The organism is Granulicatella sp. HMSC30F09, assembly GCF_001806915.1.
GTDB classification, from domain to species: Bacteria; Bacillota; Bacilli; order Lactobacillales; family Aerococcaceae; genus Granulicatella; species Granulicatella adiacens.
The window spans coordinates 28,668-41,113 of the sequence record NZ_KV786429.1 but is presented as its reverse complement, the minus strand read 5'-3'; the positions used below and the strand labels follow the sequence as shown (position 1 = coordinate 41,113).

The following is a 12,446-nucleotide window of genomic DNA, read 5'->3' as shown; positions in this document are numbered from 1 at the left end:
TTCTTCCGCCTCTCTTTTCCACTAGATAAAGGATAGAAATGAAAGGAGAAAATATATGGAGTTGTTAATTCAACAATTGGTAAACGGGCTCGCAGTCGGAAGTATTTACGCCTTAATAGCGCTCGGGTATACCATGGTTTATGGGACGATTAAACTGATTAACTTCGCACATGGTGATGTGTATATGATGGGGGCATTCATTGGTTACTTTGCGGTAATGGTTTTGAAATTGAATGTATTCCTAGCTTTATTATTAGCCATGGTAGCATGTGCCGTTTTAGGAGTTGTCATTGAACGTGTGGCGTATAAGCCGCTTCGTAAATCGACTCGTGTGGCTGCATTAATTACAGCCATTGGGGTTTCATATTTATTAGAAAATGCGATGAGTTATTTCTTTGGAGCGGAGTCTCGTCCGTTCCCTTCAGACTTTGGAACAGAAACATTCACCTTATTCGGAGATGTTTCAGTGAATGGAAAGCAAATCCTGATTTTCGGGATTACAGTTTTATTAATGGCGTTATTACAATTTATCGTTCGTTATACAAAAATGGGGAAAGCCATGCGTGCGGTTGCCGTTGATGAGCAAGCCGCTCAACTGATGGGGATTGACGTAGACGGAGTAATCTCATTTACATTCGCGCTAGGTTCAGCACTTGCTGGGATTGCAGGAGTCCTTGTTGGGGTTTACTACAATACCATTTCTACAACAATGGGAATTACAGTCGGACTAAAAGCCTTCGTTGCAGCTGTACTTGGAGGTATCGGAAGTATTCCTGGAGCGATGGTCGGTGGTTATCTCATCGGTCTATTAGAAACAATGGTAAGCTTCTTCGGGTACTCACCATACCGTGACGGAGTCGTTTACTTCCTATTATTTATTATTTTAATCGTATTACCAGCTGGATTGTTTGGTAAAAATGTCAGAGAGAAAGTGTAGGTGAAGAAGATGCAAAGATTTCATAAAAAGAATATTCGTTGGACATTGTTCGCATTAGGAATGTACGCACTTCTTTTCGTACTTGTACAAACAGGAGTGATCAACTTCTACTACGAAAGTACCTTCATTAACATCATGATTAATATCGTCTATGCTGTTGGATTGAACCTCATCCTTGGGGTTGCTGGACAGTTCTCACTTGGACATGCTGGATTTATCGCTATTGGTTCTTATAGTGGAGCTATTCTTGGAAAAATGATCAATGGGCTTCCAGGATTATTTGCTGGAATGGCAGTTGGGGTTGTTATTTCAGTTATCGTGGCATTTCTTGTTGGATTACCAACGCTTCGTCTAAAAGGAGACTACCTTGCGATTGCGACTCTAGGGGTTGCTGAAATCATTCGTGTAGCCGTGACCAATATGAAAATCACAAATGGCGCTGCTGGTATCAGTGGAATTCCTTTAACCAATACATGGACGATTACTTATATTTTCTTAGTGGTAACAACGATTTTAATCTTAAACTACACCTTCAGTAGTGCCGGCCGTGCAACTTATGGGGTGTTACAAGACGAAATCGCTGCAGAATCCATGGGGGTTCAAGTGACGAAGTATAAAATCTTGGCCTTCGTATTAGGAGCAGCCACTGCAAGTATCGGTGGAACTCTTTCTGCTACAACGCTAGGAGCAGTAACACCGGGTGACTTCACTTTCATGAAATCCATCGATGTATTAATTATTGTCGTATTCGGAGGAATTGGAAGTTTCACAGGTTCATTTGTAGCAGCAGTATTGCTTGGCATTATCAACCTTGTCCTACAACCATTTGGACAATTACGGATGATCATCTATGCAGTAGCGTTAATTTTAATTATGATCTTCCGTCCGGGTGGATTACTTGGAACATGGGAATTCAAACTAGGGAACTTGAAGTTTTCTAAGAAAAAAGAGGCAAAGGAGAGTGGGAAGTAATGTTATTAGAAGTAAATGGACTAACTAAAAACTTTGGTGGACTTTCCGCGGTATCTAATGTTTCTATGAAAGTAAACAAGGGAGAACTTATCGGACTCATCGGGCCAAATGGTGCTGGGAAAACGACTTTCTTCAACTTGTTAACAGGGGTGTATGAGCCAACAGAAGGAACAGTGAGTTTAGAAGTAGACGGACAGTTGAAAAACTTAAACGGGCTTCCTCCATATAAACGCACCACTCTTGGAATGGCACGTACTTTCCAAAATATTCGTCTCTTTAAAGATATAACGGTACTAGAGAATGTAATGATTGCGATGCACTCGCACTCAAGTGACTCATTATTCTCAACCTTATTCCGTACGAAAAAATACTATGATACAGAAGCAAAAATGCGCGAAGAAGCGATTGAGTTGCTAAAGATTTTTGAGTTGGATACACTTAAAGAGGAAAAGGCGAAAAACTTAGCTTACGGACAACAACGTGAGCTTGAGATCGTTCGTGCGTTAGCGACAAAACCAAAAATCTTATTCTTGGATGAGCCAGCAGCGGGGATGAACCCTCAAGAGACGGCTCAATTAACAGAACTAATTGCGAAAATTCAAAAAGAATTTGATTTGACAGTGGTGTTAATCGAACACGATATGTCACTTGTGATGAAAATTTGCCAACGCATTTACGTGTTGGAATATGGAAGACTTCTTGCAGAAGGAACTCCAGAAGAAATTAAACAAAATCCTGCAGTTATTAAAGCGTACTTAGGAGGTGAGTAGATGTTAGAAGTTAAAAATTTATCAGTTCATTACGGAATGATTCAAGCCGTACGTAATGTTGATTTTAAGGTGAATGAAGGCGAAATCGTGTCTCTAATCGGGGCAAACGGTGCTGGAAAATCAACTATCTTGAAGACTTTATCGGGACTCATTCATCCTTCAGAAGGCGAAATCGTATACTTAGGTGAGAACATCGCTTCAACATCTGCGAAGAAAATCGTTGAGAAAGGACTCGTGCAAGTGCCAGAAGGACGTCACGTATTCCCAGGATTAACGGTAAAAGAAAACCTTGAACTAGGGGCATTTCTACGCAAGGATAAAGAAGCGATTCAAAAAGATATGGAAGACGTCTTCGAGCGTTTCCCAATCTTGAAAGAACGTAAAGACCAAGATGCGCAAACACTCTCTGGTGGGGAGCAACAAATGTTAGCAATGGGGCGTGCGTTAATGAGTCGTCCAAAACTATTATTGTTGGATGAACCGTCAATGGGGTTAGCACCGATTTTTATCCGTGAGATTTTCAAAATCATTCAAGAAATCCAAAAGACAGGGACAACGGTTTTACTCATCGAGCAAAATGCGAAAATGGCCTTATCGATTTCAAATCGTGCGTATGTACTCGAAACTGGATCAGTGGTATTAAGCGGTACAGGACAAGAGTTGTTAGAAAGTGATGAAATTCAGAAAGCATATCTAGGAGGGTAATCATGGAAGTTAAAGATTATATGTCAACCAACGTCATTACAGTAACGCCTGAAACGACGGTTATGAAAGCTCTAGACTTAATGAAGGAACACGACATTCACCGCTTGCCAGTTGTAGAAGATGGCAAGTTAGTTGGCTTACTCACAGAAGAACTTGTTGCGGGGCATTCACCTTCAATGGCAACAAGCCTATCGATGCATGAGCTGAACTATTTATTGAATAAGACTACAGCAAGCGAAATTATGCAAAAGCAAGTCTTAACCGTGAAGGCTCATACATTATTAGAAGAAGCTGCGTCCCTTATGCGTCAACAAAAGGTCGGCGTACTGCCAGTAGTAGATGCACGTGGCCACGTGGAAGGAATTATTACTGATAAAGATATTTTTGATGCGTTTATCGAAATTTCTGGATACAACACACCGGGTTCTCGTTTATTCATTGAAATCAATGAAGATAAACCAGGTCCTCTGGAAGAAATTTCGGATGTGTTGCGTGAAAACAACGTGAACGTTTCGACGATTTCGGTATATCACCGTGATGGGAAAGTGCAAGTGGTGCTTCATGTGGATTCAACGAATCCGGATGAAGTGGCGGACTTTATCGCGCAAAAAGGCTATCGCGTGATTTCAGCGATGAAGAAATAATTGGAACTACGTCCCCCTAGGATAAATCCATAGTATTGATAATAGAGGCACCAGGCCAAGTCTACGTCTTGGCTCCTACCGAGCTTCAAACTGCCACTTAGAAATAAATTTCTTAGTGGCAGTAATTCACATCGGTTGCTTCTCTCTATTATTCATACTATGGAATCCTAGGGAGACTTCGTTTTTTAACCTATTTTGTGAACGGCGCTAATCACGTGATGTTGTTTTGCGGAGTCCACACTTCATCTTTGTCAAGGAACGGGACTAGTATTTAAAAGCGATAGAAATAACTGCACCGGGCTGGTGAACATTATGAAAAAAATGTATAGAGTTAGACGCAGTAGACAAATGGATTGACCTTCGCCTGTTTAGGCTGGGTCAATCCTATTTGTCTTTGCGGGGGCAAGACTACGAAGAAAAAAGTTTCTTCTGTCTTGCTCCCATGCGTATCGTTATTTCTATGACTATAGAGTCCAAGGATTTTTTTGCAACGCCACCTTAGATTGCTTTTTCATCGGGAATCACGCTTTTGTGATGAACTTGCACCGGACTGAGTCTTCGGCGGGCGTTGAGTGGATGCGGGGGACGGTGTATAATGAAAGTGAGATTCTAGGAGGTTATGCGGATGAAATATGATTTTACGACAGAATTTGATCGACATGGAATGGACGCTCTGGCGGTGGATGGGCTAGGGTTGATTCCAGGAAAGTCGCCAGATAGACCGAAGAAAGGTTTCGATGTGATTCCGATGTGGATTGCGGACATGAGTTTCCCAACCGTGCCAACGGTGATTTCGGCGATGCAAAAACGATTGGAACATCCGGTTTTCGGGTACTTTATGCCTTCTAAAGTGTACTACGAAAGCATTATTCAGTGGCATGCGCGCCACCATCAAGTGACAGGATTAACGCGTAAACATATTGGTCATGAAAATGGCGTGCTTGGAGGAGTCGTATCGACTTTAACATCGTACGCTGCGCCTGGGGATGCTGTGTTAGTGCATAGTCCAACCTATGTCGGCTTTACGCAGTCGTTAAATGATAATGGCTTGAAGGCTGTGCATAGCCCGCTTGTGAAAGACGAAAAGGGCGTTTACCGTATGGACTTTGAGGATATGGAACAAAAAATCAAAGCACATAAGATTCATGTGGCGATTTTCTGTTCTCCGCATAACCCAAGTGGTCGTGTATGGGAGAAAGAAGAAATTGAACGCGCAATGGAGATTTACCGCAAGTATGATGTGATTGTCGTGTCGGATGAAATTTGGTCGGATATTATTTTTAAAGGCCATAAGCATATTCCGACACAATCGATTTCAGAAGATGCGAAGAATCGCACCGTGGCGATGTATGCGCCAAGTAAGACGTTTAACTTGGCAGGGCTCGTGGGAAGTTATCATGTGATTTACAATGATGCCTTAAGAGACCGCGTCGAGTCAAAAGGGATGAAACCTCATTATAACGCGATGAATGTGATGTCGATGCATGCTTTAATTGGGGCGTATCAAGAAGAAGGTTACGAGTGGCTGGAAGAGTTGCGTGAAGTAATCGAGAAGAACGCGGACTATGCGTGCGACTTTATTCACTGTGAATTGGACGGCGTAGAAGTCACAAAACCTGAAGGCACGTATATGCTCTTTATCGACTGTTCACCGTTCTTGAAAAAACATAACTTAACGCTAGAGCAACTCGAAAAACGTGGCTGGGATGTCGGCGTGGCTTGGCAAGACGGCAAGATGTTCTTCGGCGAAGGCTGTATCCGTATTAACCTCGCGTTACCGTATGCGCGTCTTGTAGAAGCATTTGACCGTATGAAAACATATGTATTCGTGGACACTGTGCCACCATTAGACTAGGAGGAACCCTATGACAAAGAAATTGATTCGAACAGAACAGGCTCCAAAAGCAATCGGGCCTTACTCACAAGGAGTAGCCTATAAAGGAGAAACGATTGTAGTCTCTGGACAGTTGCCAATCGTTCCTGAAACAGGGGAGTTTTCAGGAAGTGATATTGTGAGCCAAACGCATCAATCATTGAAAAATATCCGTGCGATCTTAAAAGAAGCAGGGGTAGGAATGGACGCGGTAGTCTCTACAACCGTACTACTAGCCGACATCAACGACTTTGCACAAATGAATGAAGTGTATGGAGAGTATTTTTCTTCTCCTTATCCAGCACGGATGGCATTTCAAGCAGCGGCTTTACCAAAGAATGCCCTAGTAGAAATCCAAGTGACGGCTGTAAAAGCATAAGCGATGTTTGATAGATAAGAAGGAGGAATTGTATGGATCGTAAAAATTTAGCTCGTTTTTGTGGGATTGTTGGGGTTGGTTCTGGGGTATTATTCTGGTTAGCGCCCATTGTCGCATTAAAACTATCTTTTGGGAACACAGTAGATGTTTCCTCACAGTTCTTTTGGATTTTGTTGATGCTGAATTTAATCGTTATTTATTTTGGAATCAAAGGGTTTCAAACCTTTAAAGGAGATTCGAGAATCAAAAACGGAGTGCGGATTTTCTATTTAGTCGCAGGTATTCTGATTTTTATGCCGACGCTGCAACGAATTTTACCAGCCATTCCCGTTTTCCAAATCATCCTTACAATTCTTTACTGGATGAGTTTCGGAACTTTAGAGATTCTTCCGTATTTTGCAGGAGGAAGTCTATTAATCGTCTGTGGGGCGTTCTATTTAGCTTCACTGAAAGAATGGAAAGAGTAAGTGGAAAAGGTCTAGAGAGTTTCTCTAGGCTTTTTTATTTTGCATGCTTTATAATAATTGGGACAACGAGAATTGGAGGCAAGTATGAAAGTTATTGTAATCGGTGGTGGAACGAGTGGATTAATGGCTTCAGTCAGTGCAGCGATGCATGGTGCAGAAGTGGTCTTATTGGAGAAAAATCCAACTTTAGGAAAAAAATTATTGCACACAGGAGGCACACGTTGTAATGTTACCAATCGACGTTCTCCTGAGGAAATCGTGAAACATATTCCGGGGAATGGACGGTTTTTATATAGTGCCTTTTCTCAATTTGACAATCAAGATATTATCCAATTTTTCGAATCGCGTGGAGTTCGTTTGAAAGAAGAAGATCATGGGCGTATGTTTCCTGTGACAGATTCTGCCAAGACGATTTTGGAGACCTTTATTCAGGAAATCAAGAAGCTAGGCGTGCAAGTGCGTACGAATGTGAAAGTGAAGACGATTCGTGTAAACGAGGGAGCCGTACGAGTGGTAGAACTTGATAATGGGGAACAACTACAGGCCGATGCGGTGATTTTAGCGACCGGTGGGAAATCTTATCCGAAGACAGGTTCGACGGGAGATGGATACGGGATTGCCCGTGTTGCAGGCCATACGATTACGCCTCTGTTTGCGACGGAAGTTCCGTTGACAAGTAGCGAAGAGTTTATTCAAAAAGGAGAGCTTCGTGCGCTATCCTTGCGAAATGTGGCACTCAGTGTTCTTAGTGGGAAAGGAAAAGCGGTTGTTACGCATCAGATGGATATGATTTTCACTCACTTTGGGGTCAGTGGACCAGCAGTGTTACGTTGTTCAAGTTTTGTGCATCAAGTACAAGAAAAGGAAAAGAAGAAAGAAGTCGTAATGAGTTTAAATGCATTACCAGACCTTAGCGCTTCAGAACTAGATGCAAAGTTGAAAGGTTTTGTGGAGGAAGCTCCTCTAAAATCAATTAAAAATCATTTGAAAACATTGCTTCCCGAACGATATATAGAATTTTTACTAGCAAAAGTGGGGATTGATGACCAAACGGCGGTGAGTCGCTTGACGGAGGCCAACTGGGCACAAATTAAAGAAGCCCTTACGAATTTCCGTTTTACTGTGAATGGGTCTCTCCCGATTGAAAAAGGCTTTGTAACCGGCGGAGGAGTTCATTTGAAGGAAGTGAATCCGAAAACTTTGCAATCGAAATTAACACAAGGTTTGTATTTCTGCGGGGAACTGTTAGATATTCACGGTTATACAGGTGGGTATAATATCACCGCTGCTTTTGTAACCGGCTATGTGGCGGGAATGCACGCCGCTTTTGGGGATTAAATTTCTCTGTTTTTAGCCAAAATCGTCATAAATTATTCATAAAGTTTGGTTATAGTTTTTCTATTCCCAAATAAGAATTATTTACTAATAGTAAATAAAACTCTATCCTTTTTTCCTCTCATCTATGGTGAGAGGTTTTTTTATGAAAAAAATGAAGAAATAAGTTAGAGAAAGTATTAGATTTTCTAAAAAAAGACTGTTTAGAAGAGGCTTTTATGCTAAAATGAACCTATCTGAATTTTTGAGGAGTTTGTAATGGCTGAAAAGAAATTAATGGAGAAAGTGTTGCATCAAGTGGTGCGGACATTTCCAAAAGTAAATATGCCGATGGAATACGTTCCCTATCCAATTCCATACCCACCGCTAGCCAAGAGTCGCTTTGAAATTTTTGTGCATGTGGCAGAGCGCGGAAATGGACCTCTTGGACATGTCGATTTATGTATTGATGGCTATGTCTATTCGTACGGGAACTATGATGAGAGAGATTTGAAATTAGGCGGCTGGATAGCAGAAGGAGTGCTCATCAAAGCACCGCGTGAAGAGTATATGCTATTTTGTAAGAACCATTATCAAAAAGCATTACATATTTATTCAATTGCGGTCACTTCTGAGCAAATGGATGCCATTCATGCATACTTAGAAAAAATATTAGCGCCGACAAAGACATGGGAGCCGACGAGTGAAGCCATTTACTATAATCCAACTTTCGATCGTTTTGAAGAAATGTATGTGTACTTCATGGCACAACAGATGGATACCGTGTTTTATAAATTCAATCGTTCTAAATTCATGACTTATAATGGCTGGACTAGAAATTGTTTGAGTTTTGCCGACCACACCGCAAAAGTGCTGCATGAAAAAACATTGCGTGCTAAAAATATGGTCTTCCCGGCCCAATACCATAAACGCCTTCAAAAACTCTTGAAGAAAAATTCCCCGCTGATTATTCATTATGAGGTCTACTAATCACCAGAGGAGAATCCGATATGACATGTTCTGTGAAAGTATATGAACCACTATATACATTAAAAGCAATTGGTGAAGATATTTGGATTGTCGATGGAGACGTTATTGAAATGAACTTCAATCTGACTCAAGTTCCCTTTAGCACGCGGATGACAGTGGTACGATTAAACAATTGCGACTTGTGGATTCATTCTCCGATTCATTTAACACAAGAGTTAAAAAGTGAAATCGAAGCTCTGGGGAATGTGGCACACATAGTAGCTCCCAATAAATTGCATTATGTCTATATGGAAGAGTGGAGCCAAGCTTATCCGACTGCAAAAGTGTGGGCAACAAAAGGGTTGGAGAAAATTTTTGAAGAATCAAAGGGTATCCAGACCTACACCGTACTAGATAAAACCCATGCTATTAGTTGGCAATCAGAAATAGATTATCTCCCGTTTGAAGGAAGTACACTCATTGAGGAGTCTGTATTCTTCCACCAAAAGAGTCGTACATTAATTTTAACCGATTTGATTGAGAATATTGAACTTTCAAAAGAGTGCTCTTGTTGGCACCGTTTATTATTCAAAATAGGAGATAATACTTACCCCAATGGCCATACACCAAGAGATTTAAGAATGACCTTTTTGTTTCACAAAGAAATAGCTAGAAAGTGTTATCAAAGAATCAAAGGTTGGAAGCCATTGAATGTTCTTTTTGCGCATGGGAAGTGCTTTATAGGAAATGCAGAGGAAAAGTTACCTCAAGCATTCTTTTGGTTAGAATAAGCTACCTTGTTTTTCTACAAGGTAGCTTTTATTTAGAAAGTCAAAGAGACTAATAGAATCTTAAACTTTTAATTATTGAAAGAAGGGGATTAAATCCGTATACTATAGTTAGAATTGAATAATTCTAATTAGAAAAAATGGAGGTAATCATAATGATTAAAGAACTTGTAAGTTTAGGAAAATTTGCTAAAAAATCAGGTGTATTTGCGGGAGGAGTTTTATTTGGATCGTTAGGATTAAAACTATTAGCGAGCAAAGAAGCAAAACATGTATATGCTAAAGCAGTCGCTACTTCTTATAAATTAAAAGATGGTATTGATGCAACCGTTTCTACTGTAAAACAACATGCAGATGATGTCTTAGAAGAAGCAAAAGACTTATATGCTGAAGAAAAAAATGCACAATTAGTAGTAGAAACTAGTGAAAAATAATGAAGTTTATTATTAAGCATCAATCGAACTCTAGAGTGCGACTAGAGCTCCCTTTTACATGTCCGCATCCGGTACAAATGTATTTAGAGGAATTAGCTTGCACAGTTCCTGGTATTGAAAAGTTGCACTTTTATAAAGATTTAAAGCATGTAGGAGTGTATTTTTCTCAAGGGAAAGATCAACAGGTTCAAAATTTTTTATCTTTGATTCAAATGGAGAAAGTAATTGAAAAACAAAACGAAGTCGAGTGGCTAGTCCCTTCTTCGCCATATGATATTATTTCAACGCATCTCTATAGAAGAATGCTTTCAAAAGTCCTTCTTCCAACACCTCTTCGTGTGGGATGGATACTTCTGAAAATGGTGAAGTTTGGAAAGGCTGCTTTCCAATCAATTTGTGAGAAAAAACTTTCTATGAGTTTACTCGATTTTGTGGCTATAGCGACTTCTGCAGCGATGGGAGACTATAAAACTGCTGATATGATTATGTTCTTATTGAATTTAGGAGACGATTTAGATGACTGGTCCCAAAAGAAATCTATTGAAGAACTTGAAAAGAATTTAACGAATAATATTTACGAGATATGGATTGAAAAAGAGGGCGAGCGCTTCAAGAAAATGAGTAATCATGTTGAAGTAGGAGATATCTTCGTTGCAACAGAAGGTCAAGAAATATACTTTGACGGAAGAGTTGTCAATGGAAGAGGATACTTAAATGAAAGCTCATTAACAGGCGAGTCATTCCCAGTCGCCAAAAAACAAGGGGATATGGTCTACGCTAATACAGTTGTAGAGCATGGCGAACTACTAGTAGAAGTGACGAATAAGCAACAAAACTTACGCTTGCAGCAAATCGTTCAGCTAATTAAATCAAGTGAATTCCATCAATCAAAACAACAAAAGCAATTAATGGAAAAAGCAGATGGATTAGTGAAATATAATTTCATCGGGATGGCGTTGACGTATCTATTCACTCGCTCAGTCTCTAAAGCACTCACTTTCCTATTAGTGGATTATTCATGTGCGTTAAAATTATCTTCACCAGCTACTTATTTAACAGCCATTAAAGCGGCTTCTAATCAGGGAATTGTGATTAAAGGATCTAATTCTTTAGATGAATATGCGCAAGTCGATACTTTTGTTTTTGATAAGACAGGAACATTGACAACTGGAATTCCAAAAATTCAAAGAATTATTTCCTATGAGGGTTATGATGATGCGGAAGTTTTACGAATTGCAGCTTGTTTGGAAGAACATATTTATCATCCAATTGCGACGGCTGTTGTTAAGAAAGCAGAAGATGAGGGAATTGAACATGAAGAAATGCATGGGAAATTAACTCACGTAGCTTCAAAAGGAATTGTATCTTCCATTGACGGAAAAAGAGTTCTCATCGGAAGTCTAGAATTACTAGAAGAAGAACAAACTTTTATTTCGGAACAACAGAAGAAAGTCATAGAAGAATATAGTCAAATGTTTAATTTGCTCTATCTAAGTTACGATGGAAAATTAATTGCTATTTTTCTTATTGATACACCGCTACGACCAGAGGCTATTGAATTATTGCATGAATTAAAGGAAAGAGGTAAGCAAATAGTTCTTCTTACCGGAGATACACAAAAACGTACGGAAACGATTTGTTCTCTCATTTCTTTTGATAAGGTCTACACTCAAGTAAAACCTGAACAAAAGCATCAAGTTATTCAGCAATTGAAAGATCAAGGGCATCATGTGTTAATGATTGGAGATGGAATTAATGATTCTGCTGCACTGTCCCTTGCAAATGTAGGGGTTGTGATGGCGGGTGCTTCAGATATTGCTCGTCAAGCCAGCGATATTTTATTCTTAAATGAACAATTGACAGGACTACATGTGTTAGATACGATTACGGATCAATTAAATCATCAATTGGATTTGAATTTAAAAAATACAGTAGGAATTAATTCTTTCTTGATGGGGTTAGGGCTAATCGATGTGTTATCTCCAAGTGTTTTGGCATTATTGCATAATGTGACAACCACTTTTATTATTGGAAAGAGTTTGACATATATTTAAAAATAAAAGCAAGGTGAATTCACCTTGCTTTTTTATGTTGATAAATAGTGTTTATAAATGATTATTTTTACTTCTGTCTTTCTGCCTCGTATCCTGGAGTTGAACTCGGGCTCGTAGCTTTCGCGTTCCTTTCCGATAAT

At 39.8% G+C, this 12,446-nt stretch carries 13 protein-coding genes; all 13 read left to right on the top strand.

All coding sequences use genetic code 11. From position 1 onward, the window contains the following. Nucleotides 1-55 precede the first annotated feature (55 nt). Entirely contained in the window at nucleotides 56-937 is an 882-nt protein-coding gene (locus HMPREF3103_RS06615; RefSeq protein ID WP_070438487.1) for a branched-chain amino acid ABC transporter permease, read from the top strand. Nucleotides 938-946: 9 nt separating this feature from the next. Then, on the top strand, nucleotides 947-1,909 hold the full coding sequence (locus HMPREF3103_RS06610; RefSeq protein ID WP_070438484.1) for a branched-chain amino acid ABC transporter permease: 963 nt from the start codon (nucleotides 947-949) through the stop codon (nucleotides 1,907-1,909). After that, nucleotides 1,909-2,679, top strand: coding sequence for an ABC transporter ATP-binding protein (locus HMPREF3103_RS06605; RefSeq protein ID WP_005606370.1), 771 nt, complete (start codon nucleotides 1,909-1,911; stop codon nucleotides 2,677-2,679). Before HMPREF3103_RS06610 ends, HMPREF3103_RS06605 begins: the two co-directional genes overlap by 1 nt. Then, nucleotides 2,680-3,384: an ABC transporter ATP-binding protein gene (locus HMPREF3103_RS06600; RefSeq protein ID WP_005606368.1), complete on the top strand. Its 705-nt coding sequence runs from the start codon at nucleotides 2,680-2,682 to the stop codon at nucleotides 3,382-3,384. Nucleotides 3,385-3,386: 2 nt separating this feature from the next. After that, entirely contained in the window at nucleotides 3,387-4,028 is a 642-nt protein-coding gene (locus HMPREF3103_RS06595) for a CBS and ACT domain-containing protein (RefSeq protein ID WP_005606366.1), read from the top strand. Nucleotides 4,029-4,653: 625 nt separating this feature from the next. Next, entirely contained in the window at nucleotides 4,654-5,883 is a 1,230-nt protein-coding gene (locus HMPREF3103_RS06590; protein ID WP_070438481.1) for a MalY/PatB family protein, read from the top strand. 10 nt (nucleotides 5,884-5,893) lie between these two features. Further along, nucleotides 5,894-6,280: a RidA family protein gene (locus HMPREF3103_RS06585; RefSeq protein WP_070438478.1), complete on the top strand. Its 387-nt coding sequence runs from the start codon at nucleotides 5,894-5,896 to the stop codon at nucleotides 6,278-6,280. A 32-nt stretch (nucleotides 6,281-6,312) separates the two neighbouring features. Further along, the gene (locus HMPREF3103_RS06580) at nucleotides 6,313-6,747 is read left to right on the top strand and encodes a hypothetical protein (RefSeq protein WP_070438474.1); all 435 of its coding nucleotides are present in this window, start codon (nucleotides 6,313-6,315) and stop codon (nucleotides 6,745-6,747) included. An 84-nt stretch (nucleotides 6,748-6,831) separates the two neighbouring features. After that, on the top strand, nucleotides 6,832-8,085 hold the full coding sequence (locus HMPREF3103_RS06575; RefSeq protein WP_070438471.1) for a BaiN/RdsA family NAD(P)/FAD-dependent oxidoreductase: 1,254 nt from the start codon (nucleotides 6,832-6,834) through the stop codon (nucleotides 8,083-8,085). Between the two features lie 255 nt (nucleotides 8,086-8,340). Beyond that, nucleotides 8,341-9,051, top strand: a complete 711-nt coding sequence (locus HMPREF3103_RS06570; protein WP_005606355.1) for a hypothetical protein — start codon at nucleotides 8,341-8,343, stop codon at nucleotides 9,049-9,051. Nucleotides 9,052-9,071: 20 nt separating this feature from the next. After that, entirely contained in the window at nucleotides 9,072-9,821 is a 750-nt protein-coding gene (locus HMPREF3103_RS06565) for a DUF4336 domain-containing protein (RefSeq protein ID WP_070438467.1), read from the top strand. A gap of 152 nt (nucleotides 9,822-9,973) precedes the next feature. Continuing rightward, a complete protein-coding gene (locus tag HMPREF3103_RS06560) occupies nucleotides 9,974-10,252 on the top strand; it encodes a DUF6110 family protein (RefSeq protein WP_039848982.1) in 279 nt (92 codons plus the stop codon). Then, entirely contained in the window at nucleotides 10,252-12,306 is a 2,055-nt protein-coding gene (locus HMPREF3103_RS06555) for a heavy metal translocating P-type ATPase (protein WP_070438464.1), read from the top strand. The genes HMPREF3103_RS06560 and HMPREF3103_RS06555 overlap by 1 nt, the downstream gene beginning before the upstream one ends. The last annotated feature ends 140 nt before the right edge of the window (nucleotides 12,307-12,446 follow it).